We start from the raw sequence: 13,053 nt of genomic DNA, 5'->3' as shown, positions 1-13,053 counted from the left end.
TTGGTGACACCTTATCGCGTCAGGAGCTGAATTGTCAACCGAGGAATTGCAGAACGAGCAGCAATTCGTCACCGGGCTCTACGAGCGTCTCGACGCGCTCCGCGAGGAGGCCGAAGGAGCCATCGCGACCACGTTGAGGCAGGCCAGCACCGGCCTCGCCCAGTCGCGCGTGGAACGCGACGTGGGCGTCGCCGAACACGGTGCGCACCTCTCCGCGCTCAACGCGGTCGACAACGGTCTGTGTTTCGGCCGCATCGACCTCAAGGACGGCACCCACCATCACATCGGCCGCATCGGCATGCGCGAGGACGACCCCCGGCGCACCCCGCTGCTCATCGACTGGCGCGCACCCGTCGCCCGGCCCTTCTACCTCGCCACCGGCCACGAACCGATGGGTCTCCGCAGACGGCGGCACATCAGCACCCGCGGCCGCACCGTCACCGCGCTCCACGACGAGATCCTCGACCTCGCGGACACCACCCGCACCGGGTACGAGGCGCACGACGCCGACGAGGTGCTGCTCGCCGCCCTCGGTGCCGCCCGCACGGGGCGCATGGCCGACATCGTGCAGACCATCCAGGCCGAGCAGGACCGCATCATCCGCGCCCCGCGGCACGGCGTGCTCGTCGTCGAGGGCGGACCCGGCACGGGGAAGACCGCGGTCGCGCTGCACCGCGCCGCGTACCTCCTCTACGCCCACCGCGAGCAGCTCGCCCGCCGCGCCGTCCTGATCGTCGGCCCCAACCCCGCCTTCCTCGGCTACATCGGCGAGGTGCTGCCCTCCCTCGGCGAGACCGGCGTGCTGCTGTCCACGATGGGCGAGCTGTTCCCCGGCGTGCACGCCACCGGGACCGACACCCCCGAGGCAGCGGCCGTCAAGGGCGCGGCCACGATGGCGGACGTCCTCGCCCGCGTCGTCGCCGACCGGCAGACACTGCCCGAGACCCTGCCGAGGGCCACGGGCGAGGACTGCGGCGCCCTGCCCGAACCCGCCCTGGAGATCGACCACGCCGAGTACGGGACGCTGCTGCTGCACCGGGAGATGGCGTACGAGGCCCGCGACCGGGCACGGGACACCGGACTCCCGCACAACCTGGCCCGCCCGCACTTCGCCTTCCGCGTCATCGACGCCCTGACCGAGCAGCTCGCCGACCGGCTCGGCGCGGACCCGTACGGCGGCGAGAACCTGCTGGGGCCCGACGACACCGCCCAGCTCGGCAAGGAGATCGCCACCAGCGCCGAGGTCCACGCCGCCATCGACGCGCTGTGGCCCCACCTCACGCCCCAGCAGCTCGTCGCCGGATTCCTCGCCGAGCCCGAGCCGTACCTGGAGCCCGCGGACGCGGCCGCCGTCCGGCGGGACGGCGGCCCCTGGACGCCCGCCGACGTGCCGCTGCTCGACGAGGCCGCCGAACTCCTCGGTGTCGACGACAGCGCGGAGCGGGCCGCGGCCGAGGCCGAGCGCCAGGACCGGATCGCGTACGCGCAGGGCGTGCTGGAGCTGTCGCACGGCTCGCAGACGTACGAGTTCGAGGACGAGGAGTCCGAGGTGCTCGCGGCGCACGACATCATCGACGCCGAGCGCATGGCCGAACGCCACGAGGAGGCCGACCACCGCAGCGCGGCGGCCCGAGCCGCCGCCGACCGCACCTGGGCGTTCGGGCACATCATCGTCGACGAGGCGCAGGAGCTGTCCGCGATGGCGTGGCGGCTGCTGATGCGCCGCTGCCCGACCCGGTCGATGACCCTCGTCGGCGACCCGGCGCAGACCGGGGACGCGGCGGGCTGCGGATCGTGGCAGGAGATCCTCGCACCCTACGTCGGAGACCGTTACGAGCACACCCGGCTCGGCGTCAACTACCGCACGCCCGCCGAGATCATGGCGCTCGCGGCCGAGGTGCGGCGCAGCGAGGACCCCGCGTTCGAGCCGCCGCGCTCGGTGCGCTCGACCGGCGTCGAACCGTGGGAGGCCGTCGTCGCCCCGGACGAACTGGCCGCCACCGTGGCTGCGAAGGCCGCCGCTGCGCCGCACGAGGGGCGGCTCGCGGTCATCGCACCCGCCGCGCTGCACACGGCGCTCGCCGCCGCACTGCCGGACGTGACCCCGGGCGCGGAGCCGGACCTGACCCGGCCCGTCGTGCTCCTCGACCCGAAGGCGGCGAAGGGGCTGGAGTTCGACACGGTGATCGTGGTCGAGCCCGAACTCATCCGTTCCGGTTCCGCGCGCGGCGTGAACGACCTCTATGTCGCCTGCACCCGCGCCACCCAGCGGCTCGGCCTCGTGCGCACCGAGGCGTAGACCGGGCCGGTGCCCCGCCGCCGCACGGGCGGCGGGGCACGGGCACGCCCGTCAGGCCGGACGCAGCCAGATCGTCGCCAGCGGCGGCAGCGTCGGCGCGATCGACGTCCGCCGGCCGTGCGACTCCACCGGCTCGGGCTTCATCGGATCCGCGTTGCGTACGCCGGAGCCGCCGAAGCGCTCCTCGTCGGTGTTGAGGACCTCGGTCCAGGCGGGGACCGACTCCGGGACGCCCAGCCGGTAGTCGTACCGCACCACGGGCGAGAAGTTGCACACCGCCAGCAGCGGCGTGCCCTGCTTGTCGAAGCGCAGGAAGGCGAAGACGTTGTCCTCCCAGGCGCCGCCGTCCACCCACGCGAAGCCCTCCGGCACGGTGTCCAGCTGCCACAGCTCGGGCGCGTCGCCGTAGACCGCGTTCAGCTCGCGCACCAGGTCCCGGACTCCCCGGTGGTCGGGCTCCGCCGAGTACGACGGGTCCAGCAGCCACCAGTCGGGGCCGTGGCCCTCGGACCACTCCGCACCCTGGGCGAACTCCTGCCCCATGAAGAGCAGTTGCTTGCCCGGATGGGCCCACATGAAGCCCAGGTACGCGCGGTGGTTGGCCCGCTGCTGCCACCAGTCGCCCGGCATCTTGCTCACCAGCGCACGCTTGCCGTGCACCACCTCGTCGTGCGAGATGGGCAGCACGTAGTTCTCGCTGTACGCGTACACCATCGAGAACGTCATCTCGTTGTGGTGGAACTTGCGGTGCACCGGCTCCTTCGACACGTACTGGAGCGAGTCGTGCATCCAGCCCATGTTCCACTTCAGGCCGAAGCCGAGGCCGCCGTGGTGGGTGGGCCGGGTCACGCCGTTCCAGGCCGTGGACTCCTCGGCGATCGTGACGACGCCCGGATTGCGCCGGTAGACGGTGGCGTTCATCTCCTGCAGGAAGGAGACCGCGTCCAGGTTCTCCCGCCCGCCGTGCTCGTTCGGCGACCACTGGCCGTCCTCGCGCGAGTAGTCGAGATAGAGCATCGACGCGACGGCGTCCACGCGCAGCCCGTCGATGTGGAACTCCTCGCACCAGTACGTGGCGTTCGCGACCAGGAAGTTGCGGACCTCCTTGCGGCCGTAGTCGAACTCCAGCGTGCCCCAGTCCGGGTGCGCCGCCCGCGCCGGATCGCTGTGCTCGTACAGCGGGCGCCCGTCGAACTCCGCCAGCGCCCAGTCGTCGCGCGGGAAGTGCGCGGGCACCCAGTCCGCCAGGACGCCGATACCGGCCCGGTGCAGGCTGTCGACCAGGAAGCGGAAGTCGTCGGGGGTGCCCATCCGGGACGTCGGCGCGTAGAAGCCGGTGACCTGGTAGCCCCAGGAGCCGCCGAAGGGGTGCTCGGCGACCGGCATGAACTCCACATGCGTGAAACCGAGATCCTTCACGTACCGGGGCAGCTGCTCGGCGAGCTGGCGGTACGTCAGGCCCGGGCGCCACGAGGGCAGATGCACCTCGTACACCGAGAACGGCGCCTCGTGGACCGGGCGGTCCGCCCGGTGCGCCATCCACGCGCCGTCCTGCCACACATGGTGGGACTCGGTCACGATCGAGGCGTTCGCGGGCGGCACCTCGGTACGCCGGGCCATCGGATCGGCCCGCTGAGTGCGGGAGCCGTCCGGGCGGGTGATCTCGAACTTGTACAGCGTGCCGTCGGCGACGCCCGGCAGGAACAGCTCCCACACGCCCGTCGCACCGAGCGACCGCATGGGATGGCCGGTGCCGTCCCAGAAGTTGAAGTCACCGACGACGCGGACACCCCGGGCGTCGGGCGCCCAGACCGTGAACCGGGTGCCGGTCACGCCCTGGTGCGTCATGGGGTGCGCGCCGAGAGCCTTCCACAGCTCCTCGTGCCGGCCCTCGCCGATGAGATGCAGGTCGAGGTCGCCCAGGGCGGGCAGGAGGCGGTACGGGTCCTCGATCTCGAAGCCGTCCTCGTGGCCCTCGTAGGTGACGAGGAGCCGGTAGTCGGGGACGGTCCGCTGGGGGAGCACGCCGGAGAAGAGGCCGTCGCCGTCGTCGTTCAGCTCGGCGCGCAGGCCCTTGGCGAGCACGGTCACGGAGAGCGCGTGCGGACGCAGGACACGGATCTGGATGCCGCCGCGGACCGCGTGCGCGCCGAGGAGCCCGTGCGGGTCGTGGTGACAGCCGGACAGGAGCCGTCCGCGGTCGTCGTCCCCGAGGGGCTTGGCGACCCGCACGCCGCCGGTCCGCGGGCGCGGCGCGCCCCCGCCGCCCGTCCCCTTCGTGCGGGACCGCCCGCCGCCGCCGGAGCCCTTGGCGGTCCCGCCGCCGGGCTGCCGGGTCTCCTCGGCCCGTGCCGTGGACCCGCCAACGGCGAGCGGCTGGCGGACGGGGGCGTCTTCCGCGGGATCGGCCTTGCGCGCGGCGGTGACGCGCCGTCCCGCGTCCGGCGTGCCCCCCGCTGCGGGTGCGTCGGGCTTGCGGGCCGAGGCCACGCGCCGCGCGGAGGGTGCGGTGCCGCCGGGCACGGGGGCGTCCTCCCCGGCCTTGCGGGCCGAGGTCACGCGCCGTGCCGTGGACGCGGTGCCGCCCGTCGCGGGGGCGTCGGCCTGCTCGTCGGGCCCCGCCTTGCGCGCCGAGGTCACGCGCGGCCGCGGGGCCGTCGTGCTCTTCGTCCCGGCGGCGTCCCTGGGCGCCCGGCGCCGCCCGCCCCGCGCGCCCGCCCCGCCGGCGTCGCGGCCCTCGGCCTCGCCCGTGGCGCCCGCCGCGTCCGACCCCTGGCCGGTATCGGACACGGGCGCCGACCCGGCCGCGCTGTCCCCGCCCGACCCGGTCGCGGTCACGGCGGTCGTGTCCCGTTGTCCGGGCGCCTGCCCGGCCGGCGGCGGGGGCGTGACCGGGACGGGCTCGGGGTCCTCGGCCGGGGGTGTCCCCGGGCCGGCCGCCGGCTCGGGGACGGGCGCGTCTGCCGCCTCCGTGCCGGGCGGGGGCGTGGGCGTGGCGTCGGTCGCGGGACGGGGGGAGCGGCGGGGGGTCACGGGGGTCGGCCTCCTGGGCGCGGGTAAGGGAGCGGTCGGGTCAGTCGAGCGTCGCGAGGCGGTCGATCGCGGCCATCGGCACCGGCAGCCAGTCCGGCCGGTGCCTGGCCTCGTACACGACCTCGTACACGGCCTTGTCGGTCTCGTAGGCACGCAGCAGTTCGGGCTCGTCGCGCGGGTCGCTGCCGCACGCCTGCGCGTAACCGGAGCAGTACGCGTCGCGGCACGCCTCCGCCCAGGCCGGGTTCCACGGGCGGTGCGTGCGGGCCGCGTAGTCGAACGAGCGGAGCATCCCGGCGACGTCGCGCACCACCGGCTGCGGCCGGCAGCGCTCGGTGAGCGGCCGGGCCGGCTCGCCCTCGAAGTCGATGACGGACCAGGGCGTGGCGACCGGGCCGCGCAGTATCTGGCCGAGGTGCAGATCGCCGTGCACCCGCTGCGCGGCCCAGATGCGTCCGCGCCGCCCGAGGACCGCGACCGCCTCGAACGCCGTCCGCAGCCGCGGTGCGTACGGCTCCAGCGCGGGCACCGTGCGGACCGCGGCCTCCAGCCGCCGGGTCATCGCGGTGGCCAGCTCCTCGCTCTGCGCGCCGCTCAGCTTCACGCTGGGCAGGGCGCGGGCCAGCGCCGTGTGCACCTCCGCGGTCACGCGCCCGAGTTCCCGGGCCTCGGCCCGGAAGGAGCGGCCCTCGGCGAGGGCCTCCAGCGCGAGCACCCATCCGTCGCGCGAGCCGCGCAGGAACGGCTGGAGCACCCCGAGGGTGAAAGGTTCCGGCGTGGCCGATTCGTACCAGGCGACCGGAGTGGGCACCCGCTCGCATCCGGCGCGGGCCAGCGCGAGCGGCAGCTCCAGGTCGGGGTTGGGGCCCGGGTGCAGGCGGCGGAAGAGCTTGAGGATGTACGTGTCGCCGTACACGAGCGAGGAGTTGGACTGCTCCGCGCCGAGCGGCCGGGGTGCGAGGCCGCCGGGGATGGCGGGCGAGCCGTCGTACCGCCGGAAGTGCAGCGGGCCGAGCGACCCCGGTGTGCGCAGCCGCTCCAGGAGCAGGGCGGCGAGCCGGGGGTCGTGGGTGCCTTCGTAGACGGTGCGCCCGGAGAGCGGGCCGTGGGCCAGATGGCCGATGAGCGCGGGAGCGAGGGCGGGCGGCAGGGTCTCGTGCACTCCGACGAGCAGTTGGTAGCAGTCACCCGGCGACCCGGGCTGCTCGACCCGTACGAGCAGATGCAGAAGGCCCGGCCCCGGGCCCCGCACAGGCAGCAACTCGGTCGCCGACACGAGGGAGAAACCGGTGACCGGCGTTCCCTTGCCCGCGAACCAGCGCTGCCGGGGCAGCCATTGGTGCAGCAGGGGGGCGAGCGACGGAAGCAGAGCGAGCGGGATCCGGGTGGATGCAGCCTCCGACATGGGCATCGCGTCCTTTCCCCGGGTACACCACGAATGCGCAAAGTGTCCCGGATTACAGCTGTGGCTGTCCGGCGGCGCGCGGGGATGAGGGGGAGAGTGCCCAGTGCGGGGCGGCAGAAACCGCCCCGCCGGCGCAGAGGGCGCCTTTCGGACCCGTGATTCCCCCTCAGGGGGCCGTCAGGCCAGGGTGGTTCCCGTTCCGGCGCCCGGCATCACGTCCGGCCCCGCCACCGGTGCGGCGTCCTTCCGCAGCCGGAACCAGTAGAAGCCGTGGCCCGCCAGGGTCAGCAGATACGGCCACTGGCCGATGGCCGGGAACCGCACACCGCCGATCAGCTCCACGGGGTGCCGGCCGTTGAACGTCCGCAGATCGAGCTCGGTCGGCTGTGCGAACCGCGAGAAGTTGTGCACACAGAGCACGAGATCGTCCTTGCACTCGCGCAGGAAGGCGAGCACCGCCGGGTTGGACGACGGCAGTTCCGTGTAGGACCCCAGTCCGAAGGCAGGATTCTGCTTACGGATCTCGATCATCCGTCGGGTCCAGTGCAGCAGCGACGACGGCGACGACATCGACGCCTCGACGTTGGTGACCTGGTAGCCGTAGACCGGGTCCATGATGGTCGGCAGGTACAGCCGGCCGGGGTCGCAGGAGGAGAAGCCCGCGTTGCGGTCGGGGGTCCACTGCATGGGCGTGCGCACCGCGTCGCGGTCGCCGAGCCAGATGTTGTCGCCCATGCCGATCTCGTCGCCGTAGTAGAGGATCGGCGTGCCGGGCAGGGACAGCAGCAGGGCGGTGAACAGCTCGATCTGGTTGCGGTCGTTGTCCAGCAGTGGGGCCAGGCGGCGGCGGATGCCGATGTTGGCGCGCATGCGCGGGTCCTTGGCGTACTCCGCGTACATGTAGTCGCGCTCTTCGTCCGTCACCATCTCGAGGGTCAGCTCGTCGTGGTTGCGCAGGAAGATGCCCCACTGGCAGCCGGACGGAATGGCCGGGGTCTTGGCCAGGATTTCCGAGACGGGGTAGCGCGACTCGCGCCGCACGGCCATGAAGATGCGCGGCATCACCGGGAAGTGGAATGCCATGTGGCACTCGTCGCCGCCCTTGGCCGGATCGCCGAAGTAGTCGACGACGTCCTCGGGCCACTGGTTTGCCTCGGCGAGGAGCACCGTGTCCGGGTAGTGCGCGTCGATCTCCTTGCGCACCCGCTTGAGGAAGGAGTGGGTGCGCGGCAGGTTCTCGCAGTTGGTGCCCTCCTCCTGGTACAGGTACGGCACGGCGTCGAGGCGGAATCCGTCGATGCCCAGGTCCAGCCAGAACCGCAGCGCGGAGATGATCTCCTCCTGCACGGCGGGGTTCTCGTAGTTGAGGTCGGGCTGGTGGGAGAAGAACCGGTGCCAGTAGTACTGCTTGCGTACCGGGTCGAAGGTCCAGTTCGAGGACTCCGTGTCGACGAAGATGATGCGGGCGTCCTGGAACTGCTTGTCGTCGTCGGCCCAGACGTAGTAGTCGCCGTACGGTCCGTCGGGGTTGGCGCGGGACTCCTGGAACCACGGGTGCTGGTCGCTGGTGTGGTTCACCACGAAGTCGATGATGACGCGCATGCCGCGCTGGTGGGCGGCGTCCACGAACTCCACGAAGTCGGCCAGGTCACCGAAGTCGGGCAGCACCGAGGTGTAGTCGGCGACGTCGTAACCGCCGTCCTTCAGGGGAGACTTGAAGAACGGCGGCAGCCACAGGCAGTCGACGCCCAGCCACTGCAGATAGTCCAGTTTCGCGGTGATTCCCTTGAGGTCGCCGATACCGTCGCCGTTGCTGTCCTGGAAGGACCGGACGAGGACCTCGTAGAAGACGGCCCGCTTGAACCAGTCGGGGTCGCGGTCACGCGCGGGAGTGTCCTCGAACGTGTCGGGAACGGGTTCATTGACGATCATGATGTGGGTGACCCTCCGGTCTGCGGGGACGGTCGCAGGGTGACGATGTGCGCGGGCGTGATGCCCGGCTCGAGGCGCACATAGTTGGCCCTGCCCCAGTGATAGGTCTCGCCGGTGAGCTCGTCGCGCACCGGTACGGTCTCGTGTTCTTCGAGTCCGAGTCGCGGCATGTCCAACGAGACCGTGGCCTCCTGGGTGTGGTGGGGGTCGAGGTTGGCGACGACGAGCACGACGTCCTGGCCCGAGCGCTTGGAGTAGACGATCACCGCCTCGTTGTCGGCATGGTGGAAGTGGACGTCCCGCAGCTGCTGGAGTGCCGGGTGGCGGCGCCTGAGCCGGTTGAGCAGGGTGATGAGCGGCGTGATCGTGCGGCCCTCCCGCTCGGCCGACTCCCAGTCCCGGGGCCGCAGTTGGTACTTCTCCGAGCAGCGGTACTCCTCGCTGCCGACGCGCAGCGGCACGTTCTCGCACAGCTCGTACCCGGCGTACACGCCCCACGACGGCGACAGCGTCGCGGCCAGCACCGCGCGCACCTCGAACGCGGGCCGGCCGCCCTCCTGGAGGTACGCGTGCAGGATGTCGGGGGTGTTCACGAAGAAGTTCGGCCGCATGTACGAGGCGGCGTCGCCGGACAGCTCCCTCATGTACTCGGTGAGTTCGTGCTTGCCGTTGCGCCAGGTGAAGTAGGTGTACGACTGCTGGAAGCCGATCGCGGCGAGCGTGTGCATCATGGCCGGCCGGGTGAACGCCTCGGCGAGGAAGACGACGTCGGGGTCCTTGCCGTTGATCTCGGCGATCACCTGTTCCCAGAAGACGACCGGCTTGGTGTGCGGGTTGTCGACGCGGAAGATGCGCACCCCGCGGTCCATCCAGAAGCGCAGCAGCCGCACCGTTTCGCGGACCAGCCCCGGCATGTCCGCGTCGAACGCGATCGGGTAGATGTCCTGGTACTTCTTCGGCGGGTTCTCGGCGTACGCGATGGTTCCGTCGGGGCGGTGGCGGAACCACTCGGGGTGCTCCTTCACCCAGGGATGGTCGGGCGAGCACTGGAGTGCGAAGTCCAGCGCGACCTCCATGCGCAGCGAGCGGGCCGCCCGGACGAAGTGGTCGAAGTCGGTTAGCGTGCCGAGGTCGGGGTGGATCGCGTCGTGACCGCCCTCGGCCGAGCCGATCGCCCAGGGCACGCCGACGTCGTGGGGGCTCGGCGTCAGCGAGTTCTCGCGGCCCTTGCGGTGGGTGGTGCCGATGGGGTGGACAGGTGGCAGGTACACCACGTCGAAGCCCATCGCCGCGATGGCCGGCAGCCGTTCGGCCGCGGTGCGCAGCGTCCCGGAGACGGGCGGCTCGCCCTCCTTCACCACCGCGCCCTCCGAGCGCGGGAACATCTCGTACCAGGACCCGTACAGTGCGCGCCGGCGCTCGACCTTCAGTGGCAGCGACGGCGAGGAGCTGACCAGTTCGCGCAGTGGGTGACGGGCGAGCGCGGCGGCGGCGTCGGCCGCGCGGGCGGCCGCGAGCCGTGCGGCGGCGGACCGCTGGGTGTCGCGGAGCGCGTCGGCGACCGCGAGAACCGCCTCGCGGCCGTCCTTCTTGGGCACTCCGGCCGCCGCGCGCTCGTACAGCTCGGCGCCTTCGGCGAGGACCAGGCCGGTGTCGATGCCGGCCGGGATCTTGATCTCGGCGTGGTGGCGCCAGGTGGCGACCGGATCGCTCCACGCCTCCACCGTGTAGGTCCACTCGCCCTCGCAGTCGGGGGTGACGTCGGCGCCCCAGCGGTCGGTGCCCGGGGCGAGCTCCCGCATGGGGGTGAAGGGCCCCGGGCGGCCCTTCGGATCGTGCAGCACGACATTGGCGGCGACCGCGTCGTGGCCCTCGCGAAAGACCGTGGCGGTGACCTGGAAGGTCTCACCCGCCACGGCTTTCGCCGGCCTTCTTCCGCAGTCGACGAGCGGGCGTACGTCCAGGACGGGAATGCGACCAATGAGCGAGTTCACAACATCACCTGAGGGCTGTGCGGGCAGGTCGGGTCGAGCACGTAGAGGCAGTGTTTGTCTTCTTTGTAACTGCTCGGTCGGTGACTGGCCGGGTGCGGGCATGTCGGCTCCTGTCCGCGTTCACTCGGGTGGACGGAAAGGATGCGATCGGAGGGTGCGCTCGCGTACGTACCGGATGAGCCTTCCCACGCCCTTGGGGAGGCCAATCCGGCGATGTGTTAACTACTAGGACGTAGCGGGGCGCGCAAGACGGACGAAAAAGGACCGGACCCGTCACCTGGACGGAACCGGCCCTTCCTCTTGCCCTGTGTATACGGGCCCTCCCGACGCCCCGTCAGGCCGTCTCTGCGGACTCCGCCGTACGGCCCGACCACATCTGCCACGGCTGCCGGGAGACCCACTCGTCCACCGCCGTCGCGGTGAACCCCAGCTCCCGCGCCGAGCCGCCGCCGTCGCCCGCCATCAGCCCCGGCTCGGCGCCGCTCGCCATGAAGTGGTAAATGCCCGCCACACCTGCCGCCGTCCGGGGGCCCAGGATCTGCGCGAGGCCCTGCTCGAAGACGTGCGGTTCGAGCGCCCTGTAGCGCACCGGGCGCCCGAGGCCGCGGCCGAACTCCTCCGCCAGCTCCGGGCCGGTGAGGGACCGTGCGCCGCCGATGTCGAACACGCGACCGGCCGCTCCGTCCGCCTCCAGCGCCGCGCACACGGCCTTCGCCAGGTCGCGGTGCGAGATCCAGGCGGTCCGGACGTCGGCGGGCAGGGGGTAGGCGAGCACGCCCTCGTTCACCAGCGCCGGGCCGTTCCAGGGGCTGAAGAGGTTGTCCAGATACACGGGAGGGCGCACGACGACCAGTTCCACGCCGCTCTCGGCGAGGCTCTCGCGCAGCACCGTCTCCACCAGACGGCGCGTCTCGAACGCCGCGAGGTTCGTCGTCGGCTGCGGGACCCGCGTGTTGGCGTTGTAGACGATCCGGTGCACCTTGCTGTCCCGGGCCGCCTTCGCGACGTGCTGGGCGTAGCGCATGACCTTCTCGGCCTCGTACACCAGCGGCATCGTCACCGCGGCATGGGTGGCGCCCTCGAAGAGCTGCCGTACGTCCTCCTGCCGCCCCAGGTCACCGCTCGCGACCGAGACCCCGGGCAGCTTCGGGCGGTCCTCCTCGGGCTTACGGCTCAGGGTGCGCACCCGGTGGCCCCGCTCGGCCAGCAGACGGGCCGTCGCGCCGCCCTGGAAACCGGTCGCCCCCACCACGGCTACGCGCATCGGAATGTGATCGGACATGTCTCAGAAGGGCCCTTCGATAGGGTGTGGCTGCTGCCGTGAACGGCCCTTCCAGGCTCGCGGCGGCGGCTTCGGCCGATCAATTAACAATCCGGGGCGGGGGTTGAAGGATCGTCCAATGGACCGACCACTGGAACCGACCCATAGTGAGCGTGACGACCTCCTGAGCGAGCTGCTGAAGCCATTGCGGCTCACCGGGGTGTTCGACAGCCGGTGGCATCTGCGCGCGCCCTGGGCCATCGAGGGGGACGCCGAACAGAGCTGTGCCGTACTGCACTTCATCACCGAAGGGGGATGCTGGGTCACCGGCGAGGACCAGACACCGATCGAGCTGCGCGCGGGAGACCTCGCCGTCTTCCCCACCGGGACCGCGCACCGGCTCGCGGACCGCCCCGACCGGCGGGGTGTCTCGCTCGCCGCGATGCTGCCCGAGCGCCGGCCCGGCACATCGGGCGAGATCCGCATCGAGGGGGAGGGACCCGTCAGCAGAATGCTGTGTGCCGGCCTGCACTACGACGCGAGTGCGGCGACCGGCCTGTACAAGGCGCTGCCCTGGGCCCTGGTGCTCGACGGCTCCCAGGTCGACCGGGAGCCGCTGCTGCGCGACACCCTGCGGCTGCTCGCCACGACCGACCGGCCGGTGGGGCCGGGGGACCGGCTGATCACCCTGCGCGCCTTCGAGATGGCGCTGGTGCTCGCGCTGCGGCCGCTGCTGCGCGAACTGGCCGGCAATCCGTCCGCCCTGCCCGTCCTGTCCCACCCCGGCATCAGCAGGGCCATGGTGATCATCGCGACCCGGTTCGCCGAGCCGTGGACCATCGAGTCGCTCGCACGCGAGGTGGGCATGTCCCGGTCCGCGTTCACCGCGGCTTTCCGGGACCTCGTCGGCGAGGCGCCCGCCCGGCATCTGACGGGCCGCCGGATGCAGGAGGCGGCCCGGCTGCTCGGGGAGACCTCGCTGCCGCAGTCGGCCGTGCCCGAACGGGTGGGCTACCAGAGCACGGTGGGCTTCCACCTCGCCTTCCGCAAGTGGTACGGGATGACCCCCGGCGAGTACCGCAGCAAGGGTGCCTCAGCAGCATGACTGGCCGGTTCTTAAGGACCGCTG

At 72.0% G+C, this 13,053-nt stretch carries 7 protein-coding genes; 2 read left to right on the top strand and 5 right to left on the bottom strand.

Going from position 1 to position 13,053, the window contains the following annotated elements; genetic code table 11:
• The first annotated feature begins 31 nt into the window (after positions 1-31).
• Complete coding sequence (locus tag ACF08N_RS17380) at positions 32-2,299, top strand: HelD family protein (protein ID WP_392325480.1); 2,268 nt, start codon at positions 32-34, stop codon at positions 2,297-2,299.
• A gap of 51 nt (positions 2,300-2,350) precedes the next feature.
• Here ACF08N_RS17380 and glgB read toward each other — a convergent pair whose 3' ends face one another.
• The 5 genes from glgB to ACF08N_RS17355 form a co-directional block, all read right to left on the bottom strand.
• Positions 2,351-4,531, bottom strand: a complete 2,181-nt coding sequence (gene glgB / locus ACF08N_RS17375) for a 1,4-alpha-glucan branching enzyme (protein ID WP_392325696.1) — start codon at positions 4,529-4,531, stop codon at positions 2,351-2,353.
• 841 nt (positions 4,532-5,372) lie between these two features.
• Positions 5,373-6,737 carry a phosphotransferase gene (locus ACF08N_RS17370; protein ID WP_392325479.1) on the bottom strand — a complete coding sequence of 455 codons (1,365 nt, stop codon included), beginning with the start codon at positions 6,735-6,737 and terminating at the stop codon, positions 5,373-5,375.
• Between the two features lie 177 nt (positions 6,738-6,914).
• Positions 6,915-8,669, bottom strand: coding sequence for a maltose alpha-D-glucosyltransferase (treS, locus tag ACF08N_RS17365; RefSeq protein WP_392325478.1), 1,755 nt, complete (start codon positions 8,667-8,669; stop codon positions 6,915-6,917).
• The gene (locus tag ACF08N_RS17360) at positions 8,666-10,765 is read right to left on the bottom strand and encodes an alpha-1,4-glucan--maltose-1-phosphate maltosyltransferase (protein ID WP_392325477.1); all 2,100 of its coding nucleotides are present in this window, start codon (positions 10,763-10,765) and stop codon (positions 8,666-8,668) included. Before ACF08N_RS17360 ends, treS begins: the two co-directional genes overlap by 4 nt.
• Positions 10,766-10,997: 232 nt before the next feature.
• On the bottom strand, positions 10,998-11,945 hold the full coding sequence (locus tag ACF08N_RS17355) for an SDR family oxidoreductase (protein WP_392325476.1): 948 nt from the start codon (positions 11,943-11,945) through the stop codon (positions 10,998-11,000).
• Positions 11,946-12,063: 118 nt separating this feature from the next.
• Here ACF08N_RS17355 and ACF08N_RS17350 point away from each other — a divergent pair, with 118 nt between their 5' ends.
• Positions 12,064-13,029, top strand: a complete 966-nt coding sequence (locus ACF08N_RS17350; RefSeq protein ID WP_392325475.1) for an AraC family transcriptional regulator — start codon at positions 12,064-12,066, stop codon at positions 13,027-13,029.
• Positions 13,030-13,053: the final 24 nt, after the last annotated feature.

The sequence above is a fragment of the Streptomyces sp. NPDC015127 genome (assembly GCF_043080095.1).
Taxonomy (GTDB): Bacteria; Actinomycetota; Actinomycetes; order Streptomycetales; family Streptomycetaceae; genus Streptomyces.
This window is presented reverse-complemented; position numbering and strand designations above follow the sequence as displayed.

Bases quoted from the DNA above. Each gene is read 5' to 3' on its own strand.
- ACF08N_RS17370 (WP_392325479.1), bottom strand. From the start codon at position 6,737: ATGTCGGAGGCTGCATCCACCCGGATCCCGCTCGCTCTGCTTCCGTCG.
- treS (WP_392325478.1), bottom strand. From the start codon at position 8,669: ATGATCGTCAATGAACCCGTTCCCGACACGTTCGAGGACACTCCCGCG.
- ACF08N_RS17360 (WP_392325477.1), bottom strand. From the start codon at position 10,765: ATGCCCGCACCCGGCCAGTCACCGACCGAGCAGTTACAAAGAAGACAA.
- ACF08N_RS17355 (WP_392325476.1), bottom strand. From the start codon at position 11,945: ATGTCCGATCACATTCCGATGCGCGTAGCCGTGGTGGGGGCGACCGGT.
- ACF08N_RS17350 (WP_392325475.1), top strand. From the start codon at position 12,064: ATGGACCGACCACTGGAACCGACCCATAGTGAGCGTGACGACCTCCTG.